The 24289-nt window shown below is 55.9% G+C and carries 18 protein-coding genes; 9 read left to right on the forward strand and 9 right to left on the reverse strand.

Going from position 1 to position 24289, the window contains the following annotated elements:
• The first annotated feature begins 6 nt into the window (after window positions 1-6).
• Genes araG through PYL13_RS17405 form a run of 4 tightly spaced genes read left to right on the forward strand, consistent with a single transcriptional unit; the run spans window position 7 to window position 4124 of the window.
• Window positions 7-1539: an L-arabinose ABC transporter ATP-binding protein AraG gene (gene araG, locus PYL13_RS17390; protein ID WP_275642480.1), complete on the forward strand. Its 1533-nt coding sequence runs from the start codon at window positions 7-9 to the stop codon at window positions 1537-1539.
• Window positions 1536-2486, forward strand: a complete 951-nt coding sequence (gene araH, locus PYL13_RS17395) for an L-arabinose ABC transporter permease AraH (protein WP_192489352.1) — start codon at window positions 1536-1538, stop codon at window positions 2484-2486. The genes araG and araH overlap by 4 nt, the downstream gene beginning before the upstream one ends.
• On the forward strand, window positions 2483-3352 hold the full coding sequence (locus tag PYL13_RS17400) for an aldose 1-epimerase (protein WP_275642481.1): 870 nt from the start codon (window positions 2483-2485) through the stop codon (window positions 3350-3352). Before araH ends, PYL13_RS17400 begins: the two co-directional genes overlap by 4 nt.
• Window positions 3345-4124, forward strand: coding sequence for an SDR family oxidoreductase (locus PYL13_RS17405; protein WP_275642482.1), 780 nt, complete (start codon window positions 3345-3347; stop codon window positions 4122-4124). Before PYL13_RS17400 ends, PYL13_RS17405 begins: the two co-directional genes overlap by 8 nt.
• 89 nt (window positions 4125-4213) lie before the next feature.
• Here the strand turns inward: PYL13_RS17405 and PYL13_RS17410 are convergent, their stop codons facing one another.
• Genes PYL13_RS17410 through PYL13_RS17445 form a run of 8 tightly spaced genes read right to left on the reverse strand, consistent with a single transcriptional unit; the run spans window position 4214 to window position 15370 of the window.
• Window positions 4214-5938 carry a M14 family metallopeptidase gene (locus PYL13_RS17410; RefSeq protein WP_275642483.1) on the reverse strand — a complete coding sequence of 575 codons (1725 nt, stop codon included), beginning with the start codon at window positions 5936-5938 and terminating at the stop codon, window positions 4214-4216.
• 6 nt (window positions 5939-5944) lie between these two features.
• A complete protein-coding gene (locus PYL13_RS17415) occupies window positions 5945-6793 on the reverse strand; it encodes an ABC transporter permease (protein ID WP_275642484.1) in 849 nt (282 codons plus the stop codon).
• A 6-nt stretch (window positions 6794-6799) separates the two neighbouring features.
• Window positions 6800-7726: an ABC transporter permease gene (locus PYL13_RS17420; protein WP_192489357.1), complete on the reverse strand. Its 927-nt coding sequence runs from the start codon at window positions 7724-7726 to the stop codon at window positions 6800-6802.
• 60 nt (window positions 7727-7786) lie between these two features.
• Window positions 7787-9310 carry an ABC transporter substrate-binding protein gene (locus PYL13_RS17425; protein ID WP_275642485.1) on the reverse strand — a complete coding sequence of 508 codons (1524 nt, stop codon included), beginning with the start codon at window positions 9308-9310 and terminating at the stop codon, window positions 7787-7789.
• Between the two features lie 40 nt (window positions 9311-9350).
• On the reverse strand, window positions 9351-11177 hold the full coding sequence (locus PYL13_RS17430) for an ABC transporter ATP-binding protein (RefSeq protein WP_192489359.1): 1827 nt from the start codon (window positions 11175-11177) through the stop codon (window positions 9351-9353).
• Window positions 11174-12952 carry an acetyl/propionyl/methylcrotonyl-CoA carboxylase subunit alpha gene (locus PYL13_RS17435; RefSeq protein WP_275642486.1) on the reverse strand — a complete coding sequence of 593 codons (1779 nt, stop codon included), beginning with the start codon at window positions 12950-12952 and terminating at the stop codon, window positions 11174-11176. Before PYL13_RS17435 ends, PYL13_RS17430 begins: the two co-directional genes overlap by 4 nt.
• Window positions 12949-14595, reverse strand: a complete 1647-nt coding sequence (gene pxpB, locus PYL13_RS17440) for a 5-oxoprolinase subunit PxpB (RefSeq protein ID WP_275642487.1) — start codon at window positions 14593-14595, stop codon at window positions 12949-12951. The genes PYL13_RS17435 and pxpB overlap by 4 nt, the downstream gene beginning before the upstream one ends.
• A 1-nt stretch (window position 14596) precedes the next feature.
• Complete coding sequence (locus PYL13_RS17445; protein ID WP_275642488.1) at window positions 14597-15370, reverse strand: LamB/YcsF family protein; 774 nt, start codon at window positions 15368-15370, stop codon at window positions 14597-14599.
• Between the two features lie 329 nt (window positions 15371-15699).
• Between PYL13_RS17445 and PYL13_RS17450 the strand changes: the two genes are divergently transcribed.
• Window positions 15700-16404 (forward strand): GntR family transcriptional regulator, encoded by a 705-nt coding sequence (locus PYL13_RS17450; RefSeq protein ID WP_275642489.1) that lies wholly within the window; start codon window positions 15700-15702, stop codon window positions 16402-16404.
• Window positions 16405-16414: 10 nt separating this feature from the next.
• Here the strand turns inward: PYL13_RS17450 and PYL13_RS17455 are convergent, their stop codons facing one another.
• A complete protein-coding gene (locus PYL13_RS17455; RefSeq protein WP_275642490.1) occupies window positions 16415-17329 on the reverse strand; it encodes a LysR family transcriptional regulator in 915 nt (304 codons plus the stop codon).
• A 153-nt stretch (window positions 17330-17482) separates the two neighbouring features.
• On the opposite strand from PYL13_RS17455, the gene PYL13_RS17460 reads away from it, so the two are divergent.
• The 4 genes from PYL13_RS17460 (at window position 17483) to PYL13_RS17475 (ending at window position 24249) form a co-directional block, all read left to right on the forward strand.
• Window positions 17483-18280: an alpha/beta hydrolase fold domain-containing protein gene (locus PYL13_RS17460; RefSeq protein WP_250985697.1), complete on the forward strand. Its 798-nt coding sequence runs from the start codon at window positions 17483-17485 to the stop codon at window positions 18278-18280.
• A gap of 53 nt (window positions 18281-18333) precedes the next feature.
• Window positions 18334-19524 carry an efflux RND transporter periplasmic adaptor subunit gene (locus PYL13_RS17465; protein ID WP_275642491.1) on the forward strand — a complete coding sequence of 397 codons (1191 nt, stop codon included), beginning with the start codon at window positions 18334-18336 and terminating at the stop codon, window positions 19522-19524.
• 122 nt (window positions 19525-19646) lie between these two features.
• Window positions 19647-22865 carry an efflux RND transporter permease subunit gene (locus PYL13_RS17470; protein WP_275642492.1) on the forward strand — a complete coding sequence of 1073 codons (3219 nt, stop codon included), beginning with the start codon at window positions 19647-19649 and terminating at the stop codon, window positions 22863-22865.
• A gap of 178 nt (window positions 22866-23043) precedes the next feature.
• A complete protein-coding gene (locus tag PYL13_RS17475) occupies window positions 23044-24249 on the forward strand; it encodes a M20 metallopeptidase family protein (RefSeq protein WP_275642493.1) in 1206 nt (401 codons plus the stop codon).
• Window positions 24250-24289 lie beyond the last annotated feature (40 nt).

Below are 24289 nucleotides of genomic sequence, written 5' to 3' on the forward strand. Positions count from 1 at the left end.
TGCACTATGCAAGATTTTCTGGAATTCAGGTCGATATCCAAAGGATATCCCGGCGTGCAGGCGCTCGCTGACATTTCTCTTGGCGTACGCAAAGGCTGCGTGCACGGCCTTATGGGTGAAAACGGGGCGGGGAAATCGACCCTCATCCGTATTCTGTCAGGCGATCAGGCGGCTGATGAGGGGCAAATCCTTATCGATGGTGCCGTTCAAAATTATCGATCGGTGCGTGATGCATTCGATGCCGGCGTCATCGTCATCCATCAGGAACTGCAACTCGTTCCTGAGTTGACAGTGGCGGAAAACCTCTGGCTTGGCCGGTTTCCGGGCAAGGCTGGTGTTATCAACCGCCGCGAAATGATCAACGTCGTCAAACAGAAGCTCCTCGAAATCGGCATCGATATCGACCCCTCCGACAAGGTTGCTTCGTTATCGATTGGCGCACGCCAGATGGTCGAGATTGCCAAGGCGATCATGGCGGATGCACGCGTCATAGCGCTCGATGAACCCACCTCATCGCTCTCATCCCGTGAAAGCGAAATCCTGTTTGCGCTGATTGAGAAACTCAAATCTCAGGGCATCGTCATCCTTTACGTGTCCCATCGACTGGATGAGATTTTCCGCCTCTGCGACAGCATGACAGTGCTGCGTGACGGCAAACTTGCCGCACATCATCCTCATATTGCAGATGTCACACGCGAGCAGATCATTTCAGAGATGGTTGGCCGCGAAATCAAGAACATCTGGGGCTGGCGTGACCGTCCAAAAGGCGAAGTTCGCCTTGATGTGAAAGACCTCAGTGGCCATAAGTTACCCAAGCCGATCAGTTTCTCCGTCCGTCAGGGAGAAATTCTTGGTTTCTTCGGTCTGATTGGTGCCGGCCGCAGCGAAATGTCGCGCCTGGTTTATGGTGCAGACACTCGTTCGCAAGGTAAAGTCACTGTCGACGGACAAGCCGTAGCGGCTGACAGCCCTCCCCACTCTATACGGGCCGGCATTGTTCTTTGCCCCGAAGACCGCAAGTTCGACGGCATTATTCAGGGCCGTAACATCGAGGAAAACATTTCAATTTCCTCGCGGCGCCATTTCTCGCCATTTGGCGTGTTGAAGCCGAAAAAAGAAGCGGAACTGGCTGACACCTTCATCGCAAAGCTGCGTGTGCGCACGCCGTCACGTCAGCAGGACATCATCAACCTGTCGGGCGGCAACCAGCAGAAGGTCATCCTGGCACGTTGGCTATCCGAACAGGGCGTCAAAGTCCTGATTATCGACGAACCCACGCGTGGCATTGATGTCGGCGCCAAGGCCGAAATTTACGAAATCCTCTATGAACTGGCTGCGCAAGGCATGGCGATTGTCGTCATTTCCAGTGAATTGCCTGAGATCATGGGCATTTCCGATCGCATCCTGGTGATGTGCGAAGGCCGTGTCGCAGTCGATGTCGAACGGCCCGATTTCAACGAACACCGCATATTGGCGGCGGCACTGCCTGATGTGTCCAACGCCAGCGAACTTCCAACCCAACAGGTACAAGCACGATGACCTCTCTGAAAAAACTCCTTCTCGGCGAACAGGGGCTCGTCGTTCTTTTCGCCATCGCCTTCGTGATCGTGTCGTTGACCGTTCCGAACTTCCTGACTGAACGCAACATGCTTGGCCTGCTGCAATCCGTCGTGACGATCGGCATCGTTGCCTGCACCATGATGTTCTGCCTGGCTTCACGTGACTTTGACCTCTCGGTCGGCTCAACTGTTGCCTTTTCAGGCATGGTGGCAGTCATGGCCTCCAACGCCACCGGCTCCATCGTCCTCGGACTGATCGCCGCGCTGCTGTGCGGTGGCGCCGTTGGCCTCATCAATGGGTTGGTGATTGCGAAATTCCGCATCAATGCGCTGATCACCACGCTTGCGACCATGCAGATCGTCCGTGGTTTTGCGCTTATCGCGTCGGATGGTCGCGCCGTGGGCATTAATGATCCGAGCTTTTACCAGCTGGCATTGTCCAAATTCCTGGGCATTCCCACACCGATCTGGGTCATGGCGGCAATGTTTATTGCCTTCGGCTTTCTGCTGAATCGTACGGTTTTTGGCAAGAACACACTGGCAATCGGCGGCAACCCGGAAGCCTCGCGTCTTGCCGGCGTCAACGTCGTCAACATGCGTGTCTGGATTTTCATGTTGCAGGGTCTGGTCTGCGCCGTCGCCGGTGTACTGCTTGCATCAAGAATTACCTCCGGTCAGCCCAATGCCGCAACCGGCCTTGAACTGTCGGTTATCTCGGCTTGTGTTCTCGGGGGCGTGTCCCTGGCAGGTGGTCGTGCGGCGATCAGTGGCGTTATCGTTGGTGTCCTTATCATGGGTATTGCCGAAAACGTCATGAACCTCCTGAACATTCAGGCCTTCTACCAATATGTGGTGCGTGGCCTGATCTTGTTGTTGGCCGTGTTGCTCGACAACCTGCGCTCCTCTGCAGCCGGTCGCCGCCAGTGACAGACCAGACGGGACATCATCTCCACGACGGACAGCTGGACGTATGGGTTTCAACGAAGGGCGGTAGCGTAAGCGCCGCCTTTTTTGAAGGAACACCTGTCTTTGTGGCGGCTGGCGGACCAGACAGACGGGCTGCATGTTTTCCTCTGGTGCCATTTGGCAATCGGGTAGAATTCAACAGCTTCAATGTTGGAGATGAGGTCTATTGCTTTCAGCCGAACAGCAACGATCCACTCTATGTGCACGGCGATGGCTGGCTGGAAGACTGGACAATCGTCGTCAGCAACTCACAGACGATAGAACTGTCGCTGCGTCATTTCGCCAATGATATAACGCCGTATGACTATGTCGCACTTCAAAGGATCTCGGTCTCCCAAGGGCGCCTGACAATGGACCTGTCAGTGCAGAACCATGCGGCCAAGCCAATGCCATTTGGCCTTGGTTTTCATCCGTTTTTTGCTCGCACCGAAGCTGTTACGGTAAAGGCGGCAATCCAGACCTTCTGGACAGAACGCCAAGGGCATCTACCGGGACCGGTTGCTGCTATTCCTGCGGATATCAGTCTTGCTGACGGTACCACCCTGCCCGCCCGTTTTATCAACAATGCGTTTTCGGGATGGGGTGGCCGCGCTGAAATCTTCTGGCCGGAACTCGGCATTTGCGCAGACCTTGAGGCAACGCCCAACAACGACGTCTTTATGTTTTACACACCAACCGAACGTCGCGACTTCTTTTGTTTCGAGCCGATGACACATCTTCCCAATGGTCATCATTTGGCTGATTTTGGAGGTCTGGTCCTCCTTGAAAGCGGCCAAAAACTTCAGTCGGGTTTCAGCATCCAGTTCAGGAAATCATCAAATGACTAGCAGATTAAACGGCAAACGCATCATGATCACGGGTGCCGCCCAAGGTATCGGCCTTGCTATTGCGGAAGCATTTGCGCGCGAGGGTGCAGATCTGCTGCTGGTTGATCTGGATGGCGATCTGCTGGCTGAAACCGCACAACGTTTGAAACAGTCCGGCAACAAGATCGCCTACCGCACTGGCGACATTTCCAATGCTGCCGCAATGGCTGAGGCCATAGCCTATGCAAAGGACGAAATTGGAACACTCAACGCATTGGTGAACAATGCCGGCGTCAACGTGTTTTCCGACCCGCTGTCGACCACCGATGAAGAATGGGCGCGTTGCTTTGATATCAATCTCAAGGGCGCCTGGAATTGCTGCCGTGCAGTTTTGCCAGATATGATCGCAACAGGTGGCGGCGTTATCCTCAACATAGCTTCGACCCATGCCTTCACCATTATTCCGCACACCTTCCCGTACCCACTGGCCAAGCACGCGCTGCTTGGACTGACGAAGTCGCTCGGTCTTGAATATGCGGGGCAAAATGTGCGCGTCAACGCGCTGGCACCCGGTTATGTCTCGACCCAGAAAGTCATCGACTACTGGAGCAGTTTCCCGGATCCGGAAGCCGCAAAGGCAGAAACCATGAAACTGCACCCGACGGGCCGCATCGCCACGCCAGAAGAAATCGCCATGGCGGCGGTGTTCATGATTTCGGACGAGTGCCCGTTCATGAATGCCACATGCCTAACCGTCGACGGCGGACTAAGCGTACAGCAACACCCGGCTTAAACCGGCAGCAAGCGCTCGCAAAAAAAAGAAAGGGCGACCTCATCTTGTCGTATGAGGTCGCCCTTATTTTATAAAGCGGTCGTGGCTGTTCAGGATGTCGCGGCGATATCCTGCCAGGCCTCATAGGCCGAAAGTACCGTTTCCATCTGCGCGGTATGACCGGCAATGAAGTCATCACCATAGATGGTTTCATCGGGATACTCGGTAATCAGCGTCATTGGCACTGTGTGGCGATCATCAACCGATGCCAGGCACGGGAAACCATTGATGACACGGAAACCGGTTTCTCCTGCATGAATTTCATAGAGCGCAACCTGCCGCTCATTATAGGCCAGTAGGCCCGGTATCGCACTGAGGTGCCGTGTGACACGGTCCAGCAGACGTTCGGCCTGCGGTTCCCAACCGGCGTGGTAACGCGCCACCAGGAAAAAGCCCTTCGGCAACGTCCACATCGCAAAATTGCGTGGCACATAACCCGAAAGCGGACGGGTCCATTCATGGGAGGGGTAACCGTGCAGATTGACATGCAGCAATGCGCCGCTCAATTGCTGCGCATCAAAGCGGATTTGCTTTTCGTTGATATGACCAGCTGCGGTTTCTTCGGTGCGATACTCGAGATCGTCACCAAGTGCCGTGTAGCGGGCAGCATGATGCATATGGCGCGGGTTATCGACACAAAGTCGCTGGTGTAGTGCGTAACCGTCCGGGTTCTCCAGCGGAGAAATCGTAAAATGTGCGCCCGGCCGTTGCACGAGCTGTTTTGCGGCCCTGACAGCGCCGCAAATGCCAGTGGTTTCATTAGGATGTTGACCACCGCTGATCATCACCGCAGCGTCGGTACCATTGACATAACGGGCATGCAGCACACGTCCTGCTCTGGAACGCGCCTCGAAGGCGTCGCCACCCACCTCGGAAAGTGCGGCAACGATCTGCTGCGTGGCTAGCGGGCGTGTCGCCGTATCGAGATCCTGCACCTCACCATCAAGGTAGCCGGTCGTCAGCGGGCGCACAGAAACGCAAACCGAGACAGCGTTTCCGTCCCTGACGATCTCCGGCACGATCTGGCCAGGTTTCAAGCCGCGATCGCCAATGGGTCGCCCGGACTTTTTCTGGAAAAATTCCAGAAGCGAAAAGTAGAAATCTTCGTGCAGCGCTTCACGCAGGCTGATCGCCTCGTCGCCAACCGCAATCCGCTCATCGTCGGCAGGAAATGCAACACGAATATTCAGCTCTTCGAAATAAGGTTCATCCACGCCCCAGTCGTAAGTGGCAACAGCATCGATTGCTGAGGCAAACAGCGATTCATAATCGGTTTCCAATCGCACACCTGGCTCGTCGTCACGCTGCAACCAGCCGGTCGGAGACAGATTGGTTTCGTCCGCCGCATCAACATGCACACGGTTGGGAGCAAAGACCTTGACGGTCTCTGTCCGACCCGCTCGCTGCAGGACAACGTCATAATGCAGGTTTGCGTCCTTGCGAGCGGTAAAGCTCATCGCGCGAGCGCCGACCATTTCTGCCAGCGGATAGGCCTCGAGACGAAACCTGTTTTCCGGTGCATTGGGATGCACGGGATAAAACACCTCGATGCTTTCAACGCCGTCGAGATTAATCTCTTCCCAAAAAGCATAAAGAAGCGGCTTGTAGGCGCTACGCAGCCGCGCCGTAACGCCTTTTTCAGCAAAAGCGCGCTCAGCTGTACGGCGGCTCGCCCGGTCATCGAAAGTCCAGGCCTGTAATGTGCTTCCGGGCAACGCGTCTGCAAGCAAAGTATCAAGCGTGCGCGTCAAACGGCGGTCGAATAGAATTGTCATGGCAGTTTACCTCGAAGTGCGGCCGGTCGGGTCGAGACTGTCACGCAGCCAGTCACCCAGAAGGTTTAGGCCAAGAACGGTCAACAGAATGGCCAGACCGGGGAAGACGCTGACCCACCAGGCCGTTTGCAGGTAGGTACGGCCGTCTGCCAGCATGCCACCCCAGCTCGGGATTGTCGGATCAACGCCAAGGCCCAGGAATGTCAGGCTGCTTTCCAGCAGAATATTGTTGGCAACGTTCAGGGTCATCAGCACGATTACCGGACCAATCAGGTTCGGGAGAAGGTGCTGGAAGATGATGCGCCAGTCTTTGACACCAATCGCGCGCGCCGACAGAATGAATTCGCGCTCACGCAATGTCAGCACCGAACCACGCACCAGACGGGCATACTGCACCCATTGCGATACGATCAGCAGAATGATGGTGTTGGTCAGGCTGCCACCAACGATAGCAATGAAGGTGATCGCCAACAGGATGAACGGCATGGCAAGCTGCAGGTCGGCAAAGCGCATGACCAGCATGTCCCAGAAGCCACGGTAATAACCGGCAACCAGTCCGACGACGACGCCAAACACGACGGCACCGAGAACAGACGAAAAGCCGACAAGCAGCGAAATCTTACCGCCGGCAACAACGCGCGCCAGCACATCACGTCCAAGTGGATCAGTGCCAAAGGGATGTGCAGCGCTGGCAAAGGGTTTTGCAAGACGCGCCATAAGATCGATCTTTTCCGCTCCGCCGGGGAACAGGAAATCGGAAAATAGCACTGCAAGGCAGATAACAACGGTCAGGCAAGCGCCAAGCACAAATTCAAGACTTGCAAAGCGGGAAACGCGTGAGGAATTGGCAGCCATCAGCGACTACTCCGTGCGAATGCGCGGATCGACCAGCCCATAGGCAATATCGACCAGCAGGTTAATGCCGACAATCAGCAGGGAAAGAACGGTGATGACACCCTGCAACACAGGATAGTCGCGCGCGGCGACCGCATCAAAAGCAAGCGTGCCCAGGCCCGGCCAGTTGAACACACGTTCAATGACCACGATACCACCGAGAAGGCCGCCGAACTGCAGGCCGAAATAGGTAATGAGCGGAATGGCGCAATTGCGCAGCGCATGTTTGTAGAGCACCTTGCTTTCACTTAAGCCCTTGGCACGGGCAACCATCACATATTGCGACTGCAACGTGTCCAGCATGGCTGTGCGCACAAGACGAACATTGGTCGCGGTCAGGATGACGCCCATGGTCAATGCAGGCATGACATAGCTGGACATGCCAACCATGCCGCTTGGCGGCAACCAGCCGAGCGTTATGGCAAACAGCAGCACCAGCATGGTCGCCAGCCAGAAATTCGGGAAGGAAAGACCAATCAGCGAGAAGATGCGAATGGCCTGATCGGCAGCCTTGCCACGCGACGTTGCAGCCTTGATGCCGAGCGGAATGGAAAGGGCGATCGACACGAACATCGAGATAAAGGCCAGCAGCAACGTAGCCGGAAGCGCATCGCCAACAAGACGGGAAACGGAGGTGCCGCCGGTAAAGCTGCGTCCGAGGTCGAATGTGACCAGCCCTTTAAGGAAGCTCACATATTGCACGAAGAACGGCCGGTCAGTGCCCAGTGCTTCACGTATACGCGCCAGATCATCTTCCGTCATGCTTCCGCCGCCGCCCTGAAACATCATCAGGGCCGGGTCGCCAGTCAGGCGCACGGCAAAAGACACAAGAAGCGTAATGGCAATGACGACAAAAAGCGCCTGCAACAATCGTTTGATGAGGAAACCGGCCACGTTTTTTCCCTTCGCAAGTCAGAGGCGCCGCCCGTCAGGCAGACGGCGCCGTATGTCGGATTACTCGACGGTTACCTCGTTCAGCTTCAAGCGGTTGTCAGGAGGAGCGACAAAGCCCTTCACGCGCTTGTTGATGCCGAAGATGGCGTTGGAGTTGTAGAGCGGCAGTTCAAGTGCCTTGTCGGCAACATACTGGCCAACTTCGCGAAGGATCTTTTCACGCTCTGCACGGTCGGTCAGCGGACGCTGCGATTCCAGCAGCTTGTCCAGCGTCTCGTCCTTTTCATACGGGTTCCACTTTTCACCCGAGTGGTACATGGCATAGGCCGTGTTATCGAAGTCGAATGTCCAGCCGCCCCACTTCTGCTGGAACATCGCGCCGGTTTTGCCCTGCGGGATGATATCGTTGACCAGCACGTTGGTCTCATAAGGCTTGATGGTTGCGTTCAGGCCGACCTGCTGAAGGTAGCTGGCAATAACCTGTACCACTTCATTCATCGTGGAATCTGCACCGCGAACGTCGATCTGCAAAGGCGTTCCAGCCTTGACGCCAGCGTCAGCAAGGAGCTTCTTTGCACCGGCAGGATCGTAAGGCAGCGGCTTCAGTTCTGGATCATGACCGAAGGACAGAGCGCTCTGGAAGCTTGCGATCTCCGATGCCTGACCAGCCAGAATGGACTGGACGATGGTGGAACGATCGACAGCCATGATGATGGCCTTGCGAACACGCGGATCTGCAGTGATGCCATCACGGGTGTTGAAACGCAGCGCATCTACGGTTGGGCCGGGAACGCTGACAATCTCCAGCTTGGAATCGCCGGTGATGACAGGGATCATGCCAATCGGAATGGTTGGCGGAATAACGATGTCGACACGACCGGCCTGAAGTTCGGCAACGGCTGTGGCTGGCTCGGCGATAAAGCGGTACTCAAGCTCGGAGATCTTCGGTGCACCACCCCAGTAGTCCGGGTTGGCTTCCAGCTTGATATCAACCTTCGGAGCATAGGACGAGAACTTGAACGCGCCGGTACCGACCGGGTTGACGTTGAAATTGTCTTCACCCTTTTCCTGAATGTATTTTGGCGGAACGATCATCGCGCCATAACCGGCCAGCTTGGTCAGCAGCACTGGGTCCGGCGACTTGAGTTTCATCTCAACCGTGTAGTCGTCGATAACATCAACGCTTTCGATAACGGTGTAGTTGGAACGCTGTGGACCCTTGGCGCCTTCATCTCCCAGAAGACGGTCAAAGGTGAACTTGACGGCAGCAGCATTGAAGTCTTCACCGTTATGGAATTTGACATTCTGGCGCAGCTTGAAGCGCAGTAGTTTGCCGTCATTCAGCTCTTCCCAGGATTCAGCAAGTCCCGGAACAACTTTAAGGTCAGGACCACGGTAAGTCAGACCATCGAAAATGTTGGTAGAAACGGAAGCCCACGCCACCAGAAAGGTGTCGATCGGGTCCCAGCTTCCCGGATCCTGTTGCAAGGAAACCGTCAGTTTCCCAGCGGCAGCGGCTGGCTGTGCGGAAGCAAGAGCCAGCGCCATGAAAGTAGCACTTATTCCCCATTTGATTATTTTCATGTACCTCTTCCTTTTAGTGATACGCGATTAATCGCTATTTTCAGGCACTTTTTGCTACGAAGTGACCCGGGTTTATTTCCTCACGTTCGAGAATTTTTGGTTCGTTGCCCACAGCACGGATAGGACTTGGGATTTCGCCTTCCAGCAGCGCCGTATTGCGGGCACGCGTCGGATCGGCAACCGGCACAGCCGACAGGAGACGGCGGGTGTAGTCATGCGCAGGCGTTTCAAACACTTGCTGGCGGCTGCCCATTTCCATGATCTGGCCGAGATAAAGCACGGCCACGCGGTGGCTCATTTTCTCCACCACTGCCATGTCATGGCTGATGAACAGATAGGCCAACCCGCGCTCTGCCTGAAGGTCCATGAACAGATTGATGATCTGCGCCTGAATGGACACATCGAGAGCCGAAAGCGCCTCATCGGCGATAATCAGTTGCGGATCGGATGCCAGTGCACGGGCAATGCAGACACGCTGACGCTGACCGCCGGAAAACTCGTGCGGATAACGGCTGGCGAATGAGCTATCGAGACCGACGCGCTCCAGTAACTCATCAACCCGGCGACGCACCTCTTTGGTGCCCAGGATCAAACCATGGGTATTGATCGGCTCGGCGATCGAAAAGCCCACGGTCTTGCGTGGATCGAGTGAGGCGAACGGGTCCTGAAAGATGTACTGCACCTTCTGACGCATGGAGAAACGCTCGGCCGCCGACATATCGCTGTAGCGTTTTCCGGCAAACGAGATTTCGCCAGCACGGGATGCTTGCAGCTGCTGGATCGTACGTCCGATTGTCGATTTCCCGGAGCCAGATTCACCGACAAGCGCCAGTGTTTCACCCGGACGGATATCAAAGGATACTTTCGAAACGGCACTGCAGCGGTGGGTCACCTTGCCGTACCAGTTCTTTTTGATATCGAAACGTACAAACAGGTCCCGCACCGACAGCAGAGGCTCACCTTCTTGGCGAACCGTGTTCTGAACACGTTCCTCGCCAACTGTCTTTGGTTCACCGTCCTCAAGCACAGTCAATGGCTTGCGGATCGGGAACTCTTCGCCTGTCATGCTACCAAGACGTGGCACAGCCGACAGCAGGGAGCGTGTATAAGGGTGCTTGGGGTTGGCGAAAATCTCGGCGACCGGGCCTTCTTCAACCTTCTTGCCCTTCCACATCACAACAACATCGTCTGCCATTTCGGCGACAACACCCATGTCGTGGGTAATGAAGATCATGCCCATGCCGAGCTTCTGCTGCAGGTCTCGCATGATGTTGAGGATTTGCGCCTGAATGGTCACGTCTAGCGCCGTCGTTGGTTCATCGGCGATCAACAGCCGGGGACGACAGGCCAATGCAATGGCAATCATCACACGCTGGCGCATGCCACCGGACAGCTGGTGCGGATAACGGTCCAGAAGCTCTCCGGCATCCGGCAGGCGCACCATTTCCAGCAGTTCCTGGGCTTTTTTGCGTGCTTCAACCTTGCCGATCTTTTCGTGCAGAATCAGCACTTCGCATACCTGATCACCGATGGTGAAAACCGGGTTCAGGGAGGTCATCGGCTCCTGGAAGATCATGGCAATTTCCTTGCCACGGATGGAGCGCATTTCCTTCTGGGTCAGTTTCAGCAGATCCCTGTCGTCAAACAGAATGCTGCCGGTGTCGAACTTCGCACCCATCATGTCGGCCAATCGCATGGTCGACAAAGAGGTTACGGATTTTCCGGAGCCGGACTCACCCACGACAGCCACCGTGCGGCCCGCTTCCACCTTGAATGAAAGGTCGTCCACGACCCGGCGTCCACCAAAGCTGACACTTAAGTTGTTGACTGCAAGCAGCGGTCGCTGCGCGTTCGGGGAATTGGTCATGCCTTTGTCTCCGGCTTGGCCTGTCCGGCGTTATGGGAAGATGCACCCGTTTCAATCGGGTCGATGCGCGCAATGAAATTTGCCGCCTGCTGGAATGTACCGGCTTCGGCGAGCAGCGTGATGACGCCAGAACGATGTGCAGAGATGGCCGTTTCCATTTTCATGGCATCCATCATCGCAACAACCTGGCCTTTTTCGACTTCCGCACCATTTTGAATGCGCCAGTGTGCAAGCATTCCGGCGAGCGGCGCACGCAACGCGTTTTCATCTGTCGCAGCATCCGCTTTGGCGTCTGCCGGTGTGTGAGCCTGCCCGAAAAGTCGCAAGAAACTCTCCGGCAGGCCAATCTCGACACGCTTGCCGTCAATTTCGGCAACACCGCGCAGCAGGGCCGCCTTGCCCTGTTGTGCCGGGCGTGTAGCCTGTTCAAGAACAGCTGCGAAATCAGTCTCGATCCAGCGAGTATGAACTTTAAAGTCGGCACCCGCAAAATCATTGTCCTGCATGACTGCACGGTGGAACGGCAGGGTCGATGGGACACCTTCGATGACGAACTCGCCAAGTGCGCGACGGGCACGCCGAATTGCCTGCTCACGATCCCTGCCCCAGACGATGAGTTTCGCCACAAGGGAATCGAACATCGGCGGCACATCGCATCCATTGTTCACGCCGCTGTCCAGACGGACACCGGGACCGGCAGGCGCTTCAAACCGGGTGATATGACCGGCTGATGGCAAGAAGCCACGACCTGGATCTTCCACGTTGATACGGAACTCGATGGCGTGACCACGTGGTTCCGGTGTCTGTGTAAACGACAGCGTTTTGCCTTCGGCAATGCGGAACTGCTCGATGACAAGATCAATTCCGGTTGTTTCTTCGGTAACCGGATGTTCCACCTGAAGGCGGGTATTCACCTCAAGGAAAGAAATGACACCGTCGACGCTCAGCAGGAACTCCACGGTTCCGGCACCGGTGTAACCTGCCTCCGCACAGATATCCCGGGCAGCGTTATGGATGGCCTGACGTTGCACATCGGAAAGGAACGGTGCAGGCGCTTCCTCGACCAGCTTCTGGTTCCGGCGCTGCAACGAACAATCGCGTGTGCCGACGACGACCACATTGCCGCTACGATCGGCAAGAATTTGCGCCTCGATATGGCGCGGCTTGTCCAGAAAGCGTTCGATGAAACACTCACCACGGCCAAACGCCGCCACCGCCTCCCGCGTCGCGGACTCAAACAGTTCTTCAACTTCGTCCAGATTGCGAGCGATTTTCAGACCGCGTCCGCCGCCGCCATGGGCAGCCTTGATGGCAATTGGAACGCCATGTTGTTTGGCAAAAGCAAGCGCCTCAGACGCCGTTTCAATTGCACCATCACTGCCGGCAACCAGCGGCGCACCCACACTTTGTGCGATACGGCGCGCCGAAAGCTTGTCGCCAAGCACGTCGATGACCTCAGGATCGGGGCCGATCCAGATCAGGCCCGCATCGATAACTGCGCGGGCAAATTCGGAACGCTCCGAGAGGAAACCATAGCCCGGGTGTACGGCATCGGCACCGCTACGCTTTGCGACATCAATCAGCTTAGCGATATCGAGATAGGTCTCGGCGGCCGTCACACCTTTCAGCGCATAGGCTTCATCGGCTTTTTTGACGAAACAGGCATCAGCATCCGCATCGGCATAAACAGCCACCGAGCGAAGACCGTAATCCCTGCAGGCACGAATGACGCGAACAGCAATTTCACCGCGATTGGCAATCAGGACTTTTTTCATTGGGGATCACTCGCAACGAAATCGATATGCGTAAAAGCATTCAGGGCATTAAAACGGATATGAGCGCCAACAGGTATCTGACCTGCCAGATCAAGGTGATGAGCCGCGACATTGGCTATGACGGGATAACCGCCCGTCAGCGGATGATCGGACAGGAAAAGCACCGGCTGCCCGCTGGCAGGCACCTGCAATGCACCGCGAAGTGTTGCTTCGCTCGGCAATTCATTGCGGTTTAGGCGCTCAAGCGGTTCGCCCGACAGACGAATACCGACGCGGCTGGATTGTGGTGTCACCTGCCAGCTCTGCGAAAGGAAACTTTCCACCGCCTCATTGGTAAACCAGTCGGTGCGTGGCCCCAGATAAATATCCAGCGTCACGATCTCGTCGGCTTTCGGCATGGCAAAAGCGGATTGCTCACCCGGCAGCACTGGGGTTTTTACGTTTTGAGAATTAACAGCCACCTGTGTACCGGCATCAAGTGCCAAAGGGCCAATCTGCGCCAGCGTATCGGTTGCCACACTGCCCAGCACAGGCTCGACGACAAAGCCGCCACGCATCGCAAGATAAGAGCGCGTACCACTTAGCGGAGACTGAAGAGCAACCACATCGCCATCATCCAGCGCAACGGGCGTATTGAAATCTACGCAGGCAACAGCGCCGTTTGCACTGGTCACAGACGTAGCAGCCGGTGCGCCCGTAAAGGCCATGACACCGCGTCCAATCGCCTTGAAGGAAAATCCAGCCGGTGCGATTTCCAGTGCCGGTGTACCGGGACGATTGCCAACGATGCGGTTTGCGAGCTTGAAATTTCCGTGATCAAGTGCTCCGGACAGACTGACGCCCTGCGCTGCCATATGGGCCCGCCCCAAATCTTGCACCAGAACCGGCAGACCGGAACTCAAGATTTCGATACCGTTCCCGATATCGGACGAAACACGTGCGACAGGCTCCGCAACAACAGCTGGCGTTTCAACCGCGTGCATGCTGGAGCGAGCAATGTCGTGGAAACGAACACGCAGGCCAGGACGCAAAAGCGTTGCGGGGTCACGGGCAAGATCGAACATCGCCAGTGGTGTTCTACCAATCAACTGCCAGCCACCGGGGCTAGCCTTGGGGTAAACACCGCTGAATTCACCGGCAAGGCCGACGGAACCAGCGGGCACGACTGTGCGGGGTGACTTGCGACGGGGAACGGCAAGCTTTGCACCCGGCGCGGAAAGATAGGCAAAACCCGGCGCAAAACCGGTAAAGGCGACCGTATACTCCGCTTCAGTGTGGCGCCTGACAACTTCGGACGTGGAACATCCCAGTAGTTCGGCAACATCGGCAATATCTTCGCCGTCATAATGAACGGGGATGTCTACGGTTTCGGTTACTCCAACACTGCGCTTTTTGCCCAACCGTGCAGCAACGGCTTGCAGCAACTCGGCCTGATCGAGGCTGAGTGGATCGTAAGCGATCATCAGGGTCCGCGCAGCCGGCACGATTTCCTGAACACCTGCCACAGGTGACTGCTGGAAGGCGTCGTAGAGCGACAGTGTTTCTTCCAGCCCGACCAACTCCAACAACAACGCACCAGGGCGCAACGGCAATACCCGTAACGACGGCACGGCAACAGCAGAAGAAGGGACTGCGAGCGTCATATCACGGGCGCCCTTGCGCGACGAAGGACCGAATGGATACGCCTTCTGCCGCAAAGACCGCACGCAGGCGGGCTGCCATCGAGACTGCATCCGGGCTATCGCCATGTACGCAGATCGACTGCGCCTCGACCCGTGCGTCAGTTCCAGAGATCGACTGAACAACACCCTCACGCACCAGTCGCAACATACGTTGCGCCACCACGTCAGGATCGTGCAGGACGGCACCTTTTTCGCGGCGCGACACAAGCCTTCCATCGGCCGTATAGGCACGGTCGGCAAAAGCTTCCGCGACAACGCGAAGGCCCGCGACACGCGCCTGCTCGATCAAGGGCGAGCCGGCAAGCGCCATCAACACAAGTTCGGGATCAACACTGAGAATTGCCTTGATCACATCAGCCGCCTGACGTTCATCAAAGGCAATCGTGTTATAAAGCGCCCCATGCGGCTTTACATAATCGACACGGGCGCCGGCGGCGGTCGCAAGGCCCTTCAACGCACCAATCTGATAAATGACATCGCCAACCAGTTCTTCGCTTGTTGGGTCCATATTGCGTCGACCAAAACCTGCGAGGTCTCGGTAACCAACGTGAGCGCCGATCACGACGCCTTTGGCTTTCGCCTGTTGCAACGTCCGCAAAATTCCAGCGGGATCACCGGCATGGAAACCGCAGGCGACATTGGCGCTGCTGACAATGTCCAGCATCGCCACGTCATCTCCCATTGCCCAGGGACCAAAACTTTCACCGAGATCGCTGTTCAGATCGAATGTCAGCATCAATAACCCATCGAGAGCGGAGAATGACAAAAAGCCGACCACCTGCGGGGTCAACCATCAGCAAAATCTAGCAAAGGGCAACAATCATGTCCATACTGTTGAACAATCTTTCATTATCAACCTACAAAAAATAAAATTATGCACATAAAATAAGCACTTATTTTGTGTTGCAGGTTATTTTTTCTTGTCTTAGCAGCCATTATAGCACTTTATCTCGCTTGAAGCCTCGCACCACGGCGCATAGATTGCGCGCGCTTCATCAATATTGTTGCCGTCATAGCCGGCCCTTTCCTGAAGCGCAGAAAGACACCAGCATGTTGGGAACGCAGATGAAGAAGGCGAAATCCGTGAGCACAACGGCGGCCTCGACTGAGCCGGTGCAAACGCTCGCGGAAACCACAGCTTCCCGCATACGCGAACGCGTTGTATCCGGCACCCTGCCGCCCGGCAGCCATCTTTCGGAAATTGCGCTGGGCGAGGAGCTGCAGGTGTCGCGCAACACCTTGCGCGAGGTCTTCAGACTGCTGACCAAAGAAGGCCTACTGCGTTATGAAGCCAACCGCGGCGTATTCGTTTCAACACCCAGCATGGCGACAATTATCGACATTTACCGCGTCAGACGTTTTATCGAGTGCCCGGCATTGGCTCAGGCCCATCCGCGACACCCGAGCGTTTCAGTCATGCGCGAAGCCGTCGAAACCGCCAAACGCCACCGTGAAGCGGGTGAATGGCTGGGCGTCGGCAGCGCCGACATCGCTTTTCACTCAGCAATCGTGCAATTGGCAGACAGCCCGCGCCTGACCGCATTTTACGGCCAGATATCGCTGGAGCTGCGCCTGGTCTTTGGCTTGTTGCGTGATCCTGAGTATTTGCACGGACCCTATATCGACCAGAATCAGACGATCCTTAGCCAATTGGAGCGCGGAGCCGCGGCCACCGCAGCTGAGAGCCTGGAAAAATATCTCCTCCAGGCTGAACGTTTCATCCTCGCAGCCTATGCCCGCAATTATGCGGAAAACGGCGAACGGGCCTGAGACACAGCGATCAGGCTGAAGGCTTTACATCAAGATTGTGCATCAGCCGTGCCAGCCAATCGACGAATACCCTTACCTTGTTCGTCACATGGCGTGTCTGTGGATAAACGATATAAATCGGCAAGCTTTCATGTTCCCAATCGGACAAGACGGGCAAAAGCTCACCGCGCTTTATGGCATCATCGGCCATGAAGGGTGCAAGCTGTGCCACACCCATTCCGGCAACCGCAGCATTGAGATAGGTTCGACTGTCATTGACGGACATGATGTAGTTGGGCGCGATCTCAAGTTTCTGGCCGTCTTTTTCGAAATCCATGGTCATGATCTGCCCGGACACTGCGTTCAGATAGCCGATACAAAAATGTTTATCTTCAAGCTCTTGCGGATGCTGCGGCGATCCGAATTTTTCCAGATAGCGTGGTGCAACGTAAGAGGCCAGCCTCAGTTCTGAAACCTTGCGAGCGATCAGCGACTGGTCTCGCGGCGTACCGACCCGCAAAGCGCAATCGACGTTTTCGGCGATGTAGTCCACCAATCGGTCGCCGACACCCAGATCCAACTTGATCAGCGGGTATTTCTCGTGAAAGGAGCAGACGTTGGGAATAACCACAAGGTCGGCAAAGGCCCCTGCCATTTCGACGCGCAACCGCCCGGAGGGCTGGACCTGCGCGTTGGAAAGGCTGCCGTCGAGTTCGTCAATTTCCGAGATGATCTGAATGGCGCGTTCATAATAGAGGGCGCCATCCGTCGTCAGCATTACCCGTCGCGTCGTGCGGTTCAGCAGCGTTGTACGCAGATGCGCTTCCAACCCCTGCACCATGTTCGTGACCGTGGTTTTGGGCATATTAAGCGAATCCGCAGCACGGGAAAAGTTGCCGGTCTCAACAACTCGCACAAATACACGCATCGCTGACAACTGATCCACGCCGACATCCTTTCATTTCCGCTCTATTGTTCCGAATTTTGGAATAGTGTTTTCAATTATGCATGCTTGATCGTTTTTATCCGAACAATAATATGCATTTCATGATTTATGGCAAGTGGCGTGCGAGTCACTGCCCAACCCGGACAAAACAAGATGAAGACGTATTGGAAAAACATTGAGATTGGCGGGGCTGATACCCCCTGTCTCTCTGTGCGTCTTTATCAAAATGAGACTGTCTCACGCACCCCGCCCCTGATCCTTTACCTGCGTGGCGGCTCGTTTCAGGAACAGAGCGGCCAATGTCCGGAACTGCCTGTCGCGAGAGCTCTGGCCGAAACGGGCGCTATCGTTGTCGAGGCGGATTATATTACGCCGTCGAACAATGAGTTTCCGCAGGCCATTGATTGCGCATTCGAGGCATTGAACTGTCTTTACAACCACCGGAAACAATATGGCGGTGCAAAGTCTCAGCTGTTTGTGGCTGGTGAAGAGGCCGGCGGCAATGTCGCAGCAGGACTAGCGCTCAAGGCACGCGACCGCATGCCCGGAGAACTGACAGGACAGATCCTGCTCTCTCCTATGATTGATCCGATGATGGCAACAGCGTCATTCCGCAATGCCGACAGCATCGGCATGCGACAACGCTGGGCTGATGGGTGGAGTCACTATCTGGCAAAAGCGTGTGGCTTTTTCCATCCTTATGCTGCTCCTTGCCAGTGCACACGGCTCAGCAAGGTCGCGCCAGCGCTGGTGTTCACTGCCGAGGACGACCCGCTACGTGATGAGACCGTCAATTATGCCGACAGGCTGCGTGACGCGGGCACTTTTGTAAGACAACATGTATTCCCCGCTGGCGAAGGCTGGACGGAACTTTATCGCGGAGGAGGAGGTCAGTGGTTGCCAACCGTCTGTACCGAATTCAACGCCTTTATTGCAGAACTGAAACATTAAAACAGCATTTTCATATCACTGATCGGCCCTGACGCAGGGCCAAGGAGAAACCCATGACGCTGAAAAACAAGCGCTGGGCCCTGACGGGTGCCGGCATAAGCCTTGCTGTGTCCGTTGCAGCCGCAGCTTTACTTTTTGAAATGAGCACGCAGACCAATGCAACTGCGGCCTCGACACCTGCCGAAGCACCAGCAATTCCGGTGACAGTGGCAACGGTACAAAGCCGTGATGTCATGCGTTGGGAAGAATTTTCCGGACGTTTGGAAGCGGTAGAACGTGTGCAAATACGCTCACGCGTCGCCGGTCAGGTGCAATCGGTGCATTTCCGCGAAGGTGCCCTCGTCAAGGCGGGCGATGCCCTCTTCACAATCGATCCGGCACCATTCCAGGCAACTCTGGCGGGCGCCGAAGCACAGGTTGCAGCAGCCGAGGCAAAGATTGGTCTGGCTCGTACAGAACTCGAACGTGGTCGCAGACTGTCGGATAACCGCACCATTTCACAAAGTGACATGGACCAGCGTCAGGGCGCATTCGCCGAAGCCGAAGCGCAACTGCGCGCCGCCCGTGCTGCATTGACGACCGCGCAAATTGACCTCGGTTACACCGAAATCCGCGCACCTGTTTCCGGCAAGGTCGGCAAACTTGAAATCACCGTTGGCAACCTGGTTGCTGCCGGTTCTGCTGCACCGGCCTTGACCACACTGGTATCCGTCGATCCGATCTATGCCAGCTTTAATGCCAGCGAAGAAATGGTTGCAAAGGCCCTGTCGCAACTGCCTGTTTCCGCTTCGGCAATCCCTGCGCTTGAACAAATCCCCATCGAGGCCGGTACGCTCGCCGATGAGGGAACACCGATCAAGGGTACACTGCACCTCGTTGATAACCAGGTCGATGCAGCCAGTGGCACAATTGGTGTGCGCGCCATCTTCGACAATCCAGATGGTCGCCTGATCCCCGGCCAGTTCGTTCGTGTCCGCATGGGTCAGCCAAAGGCTGAAAACCATATCGTCATCAGCGACCGCGCCATCGGAACAGATCAGGACAAGAAGTTCGTCTTCATTGTCGACGGTGAAAACAAGGTCAGCTACCGCCAGGTCAAGCCGGGTGGGGCAGCCGAAGGCGCACGCATCATCGAAAGCGGTCTTTCCGCCGGTGACACGATCGTCGTGAATGGCCTGCAGCGTATTCGCCCAGGCGCCACCATTGCGCCACAGGCCGAAGAGACCGTCGCAGCATCACAATAACCAAAGGGCAAAGGCGGGCTAGACCCGCCTCGCCCAATCATCCCAAAAAATTCGCCATTTGGTGGTCCGGTGCCACCGAAACGGCTCTCTGTATCCAGAATTTAACCGGAGAGGACTTTGTTATGAACATCTCCAGATTTTTTGTCGATCGACCGGTCTTCGCCGCCGTTCTGTCGGTACTGATCGTGGTTGCGGGCCTACTTGGTATGCGCGCTCTGCCAATTTCCGAATATCCGGAAGTCGTGCCACCATCGATCGTCGTGCGCGCCACCTACCCTGGCGCCAATCCCAAGGTCATTGCCGAAACGGTGGCAACACCGCTTGAAGAACAGATCAACGGCGTCGAAGACATGCTATACATGTCCAGCCAGGCCACGTCTGACGGCGTGATGACGCTGACAGTCACCTTCAAGCTAGGCACCGATCCCGACAAGGCACAACAGTTGGTGCAGAACCGTGTTTCGCAGGCTGAACCCCGCTTGCCTTCAGAGGTACGCAGCCTTGGCGTAACAACCGTCAAAAGCTCTCCCGATCTGATGATGGTGATCCACCTGGTTTCGCCAGGTGATCGTTACGACCTGACGTACCTGCGTAACTATGCCGTTTTGAACATCAAGGACCGGCTGGCACGCATCGAAGGTGTTGGTCAGGTACAGATCTTCGGCGCGGGCGACTACTCCATGCGCATCTGGCTCGACCCGCAAAAGGCAGCAGAACATGGTCTTGCCGCCGCCGACATCACCAATGCCATCCGTTCCCAGAACGTGCAGGCAGCCGCTGGTATTATCGGCGCTTCACCCAACCTGTCTGGCATCGACATGCAGCTCAATGTCAATGCACAGGGCCGTCTGAGCACGCCGGAAGAATTTGGCAATATCATCGTCAAGAGCGGCTCAAACGGTGCGATCACCCGTCTGCGGGATGTTGCTCGCGTTGAACTCGGTGCTTCCGACTATTCACTGCGCTCATTGCTGGACGGTGAATCTGCCGTTGCCATTCCCGTTTTCCAGGCTCCAGGCTCCAACGCCATTGCCATTTCCGACAGCGTTTCTGCCACCATGACAGAACTGCAAAAGGCGATGCCTGACGGTGTGAAGTACGAAATCGTCTACGACACCACACAGTTTGTCCGCTCGTCCATCGACAAGGTTATTGATACGCTGCTGGAAGCCGTTGCGCTTGTGGTGGTCGTCGTGATCCTGTTCCTGCAGACATGGCGCGCCTCGATCATCCCGCTGATTGCCGTTCCGGTTTCAATCATCGGGACTTTTGCGGTCATGTATGTCTTCGGCTTCTCGATTAACGCACTCAGTCTGTTCGGGCTTGTGCTGGCAATCGGCATTGTGGTGGACGATGCCATCGTTGTGGTCGAAAACGTCGAACGTAACATCGAAAACGGGCTGTCTCCACGCGAGGCAACCTACCGCGCCATGAAGGAAGTGTCCGGTCCGATCATTGCGATTGCACTGGTTCTCGTTGCGGTGTTTGTGCCACTGGCGTTTATCTCCGGTCTTTCTGGCCAGTTCTATCGCCAGTTTGCGCTGACCATCGCCATTTCAACGGTTATCTCGGCTATCAACTCTCTGACATTGTCTCCAGCTCTGGCTGCCTTGCTGCTTAAGGGGCACCACGCTCCAAAAGACTGGCTGACACGTGGCATGGACAAGGTGTTCGGTGGTTTCTTCCGCCTTTTCAACCGTGGCTTTGGTGCTGCGTCCAATGGTTACGGTCGCAGCGTTGGTGGCTTGCTGTCACGCAAGAGCGTCGTCATGTTTGTCTACATGGCGCTGGCCGGTGCAACCTACGGCATCTTCAATGCCGTGCCCGGTGGCTTCGTGCCTGCACAGGACAAGCAGTATCTGATTGGCTTTGCCCAGTTGCCTGACGCTGCCAGCCTTGACCGCACCGAAGACGTCATCAAGCGCATGAGCGAGATTGCCTTGGCACAGCCAGGTGTCGAACATGCCATTGCCTTCCCCGGACTGTCGATCAACGGCTTTACCAACAGCTCGAATGCAGGCGTAGTGTTTGTTGCCTTGAGCCCGTTTGAGGAGCGCAAGACGGCCGATCTTTCCGGCGGTGCGATTGCCATGTCGCTCAACCAGAAATTCGGCGCAATCCAGGATGCATTTATCGCCATGTTCCCGCCACCACCCGTCAATGGCCTTGGCACAACAGGTGGCTTCAAACTGCAACTCGAAGACCGGGCCGGCTTCGGTTACCAGGCACTTGATGAAGCCAACAAGGCATTCCTTGCAAAGGCCTATCAGGCTCCGGAACTGGCTGGTTTGTTCTCAAGCTACCAGATCAATGTGCCGCAGCTTTACGCGGACTTAGATCGTGCCAAGGCAGAACAGCTTGGCGTCTCAGTCACTGACGTTTTCGAAACCCTGCAGATCTATCTGGGCTCACTCTACGTCAACGACTTCAACGCGTTTGGCCGTACTTACAGCGTGCGGGTGCAGGCTGATGCCAAGTTCCGCTCGCAGTCCGAGGATATTGGCCAGCTGAAGGTACGCTCGGCAAGCGGCGAAATGATCCCCCTGTCAGCCCTGCTGAAGGTGGATGCCACAACCGGTCCGGAACGTACAAACCGTTATAACGGCTTCCTCTCGGCCGATATCAATGGTGGTCCAGCCCCAGGCTTCTCATCTGGTGAAGCACAGGCCGCGATTGAACGTATTGCCGCTGAAACACTGCCTTCCGGCATTGACTACGAATGGACTGACCTCACCTACCAGCAAATCCTGGCAGGAAGTTCCGGCTTCCTCGTTTTCCCGCTGGCACTTCTGTTGGTCTATCTGGTGCTGGCCGCACAATATGAAAGTCTGACACTTCCACTGGCGATCATCATGATCGTACCCATGGGTGTCCTGGCTGCATTGACAGGCGTCTGGCTGACCGGTGGAGACAACAACATCTTCACCCAGATAGGACTAATCGTTCTGGTAGGACTATCGGCAAAGAATGCGATCCTGATCGTGGAATTTGCCCGGGAACTTGAGTTTGAGGGCAAAACACCGGTTGCTGCGGCAATCGAAGCCAGCCGTCTGCGCCTGCGTCCTATTTTGATGACATCGCTCGCCTTCATCATGGGCGTGGTGCCTCTGGTCATCTCCACTGGCGCAGGTGCCGAGATGCGCGCTGCCATGGGTGTGGCAGTGTTCTCGGGTATGATCGGGGTAACGTTCTTCGGTATCTTCATGACACCGGTGTTCTACGTACTTGTTCGCAAGCTCACCGGAAACCGCGCACTTGTGCAGCACAAACATGCTGAAGAACAGGACGACAAGCCCCAGAGCCAGTCTGAGACAACAAAATCGCTGAGCATGTTTGGCTAAGAATGGAACGACAATAATGGAGGCGCGCGAAAGCGCGCCTCCACGCATAACGCTCAGCAATATTTTTGAAGAGAAACTTACACGCCAAACTCTGTCTAGAGAGAAAAAATCCTGATATGGCGAGGGCTTACAAAACCGACGTTGTCGATAACGTCGCCATAGCCTGATTGGAAAGACCATGACGAAAGTCTCGCCCCCTGATGTTGCTCGGATTAACGACCTCGTATCCGTCGTTCAGTACCTCACAGACCAAATCGAGCCGCAGTTGATCGAGATACGTCGGGATATCCACGCACATCCAGAAACGGGTTTTGACGTTACACGTACGGCCAATGTCGTGGCGCAAGAGCTTGAACGCCTTGGCATCGAACATCAAACAGGCGTAGGACGAACCGGTGTTGTCGGATTTATCAAAGGTGGTCGCCCTGGCAAGACCCTTGTTATTCGTGCGGACATGGATGCCTTGCCTATTGAAGAGCAGACCGGCCTACCCTTCGCCAGCGTCTACGAAGGCAAGATGCACGCCTGTGGCCATGATCTGCATACCGCAACCTTGATTGGCATCGGCAGTGTATTGAAAACAATCGCGCCGCATCTTGCAGGCAATGTAAAACTGATGTTCCAGCCTGCAGAAGAAACGCAGGAAAGTGGCGCGCGTGCCATGATTGCCGACGGCATCCTCGATGGTGTCGACTTGGCCCTTGGTTTCCACAATCATCCGGATGAACCAACCGGCACCTTCAGTTTTGTTGAAGGCATTGCCAATGGCTCGTCTGACGAGTTCGAAATAACAGTGCACGCACAATCCGGTCATGCTGCACGGCCTCATCATGCCGTCGATCCAATTGTCGCTACCGCTCAGCTCGTACTTCAGCTGCAGACCATTGTTTCGCGTGAAGTTGATCCCATGCACACCGCGGTTTTGACCGTCGGTGCTATTCATGGCGGCAACACTCACAATATCATTCCAGATTCAGTAATGATCATGGGGACGGTTCGTTGCCAGGATCCAGGCACCCGGGATGTCATTGAGGCGGCCGTGCGCCGTATATGCGCTGGGTTGGAAGCCTCTATGCGTGTCAAAACCGAGGTCAATTACGTGCGCGGCGTCCCATCAATGGTGTCGGACCCATTTTTGATCGAGGCAACAACAGCCGCCATCCACGAGCGATATGGCGACGTGATGTTCAAGCGCCAAGCCAGCCTGGGTTCCGAAGACTTCGCTCTGGTCGCGGAAAAGGTACCATCATTCCAGCTTGGCATCGGAGCGTCTCAGGACGGCCGCCACGACAAGCTGCACAACTCGGATTACCAGCCGGATGAACGGTGCATTGCCAACGGCGTCGTGGCGTTGTCACTGACGGCTGCGCGTATCTTGTCTTGAGAGACTAAGGGGCGGCCAGATAGGCCGCCCTTCAATTATG

This window comes from Agrobacterium sp. Azo12, from assembly GCF_029193765.2.
Classification (GTDB): Bacteria; Pseudomonadota; Alphaproteobacteria; order Rhizobiales; family Rhizobiaceae; genus Agrobacterium.

Bases quoted from the DNA above. Each gene is read 5' to 3' on its own strand.
- araG (WP_275642480.1), top strand. From the start codon at position 7: ATGCAAGATTTTCTGGAATTCAGGTCGATATCCAAAGGATATCCCGGC.
- araH (WP_192489352.1), top strand. From the start codon at position 1,536: ATGACCTCTCTGAAAAAACTCCTTCTCGGCGAACAGGGGCTCGTCGTT.
- PYL13_RS17405 (WP_275642482.1), top strand. From the start codon at position 3,345: ATGACTAGCAGATTAAACGGCAAACGCATCATGATCACGGGTGCCGCC.
- PYL13_RS17410 (WP_275642483.1), bottom strand. From the start codon at position 5,938: ATGACAATTCTATTCGACCGCCGTTTGACGCGCACGCTTGATACTTTG.
- PYL13_RS17415 (WP_275642484.1), bottom strand. From the start codon at position 6,793: ATGGCTGCCAATTCCTCACGCGTTTCCCGCTTTGCAAGTCTTGAATTT.
- PYL13_RS17425 (WP_275642485.1), bottom strand. From the start codon at position 9,310: ATGAAAATAATCAAATGGGGAATAAGTGCTACTTTCATGGCGCTGGCT.
- PYL13_RS17430 (WP_192489359.1), bottom strand. From the start codon at position 11,177: ATGACCAATTCCCCGAACGCGCAGCGACCGCTGCTTGCAGTCAACAAC.
- PYL13_RS17435 (WP_275642486.1), bottom strand. From the start codon at position 12,952: ATGAAAAAAGTCCTGATTGCCAATCGCGGTGAAATTGCTGTTCGCGTC.
- pxpB (WP_275642487.1), bottom strand. From the start codon at position 14,595: ATGACGCTCGCAGTCCCTTCTTCTGCTGTTGCCGTGCCGTCGTTACGG.
- PYL13_RS17445 (WP_275642488.1), bottom strand. From the start codon at position 15,370: ATGCTGACATTCGATCTGAACAGCGATCTCGGTGAAAGTTTTGGTCCC.
- PYL13_RS17450 (WP_275642489.1), top strand. From the start codon at position 15,700: ATGAAGAAGGCGAAATCCGTGAGCACAACGGCGGCCTCGACTGAGCCG.
- PYL13_RS17460 (WP_250985697.1), top strand. From the start codon at position 17,483: ATGAAGACGTATTGGAAAAACATTGAGATTGGCGGGGCTGATACCCCC.
- PYL13_RS17465 (WP_275642491.1), top strand. From the start codon at position 18,334: ATGACGCTGAAAAACAAGCGCTGGGCCCTGACGGGTGCCGGCATAAGC.
- PYL13_RS17470 (WP_275642492.1), top strand. From the start codon at position 19,647: ATGAACATCTCCAGATTTTTTGTCGATCGACCGGTCTTCGCCGCCGTT.
- PYL13_RS17475 (WP_275642493.1), top strand. From the start codon at position 23,044: ATGACGAAAGTCTCGCCCCCTGATGTTGCTCGGATTAACGACCTCGTA.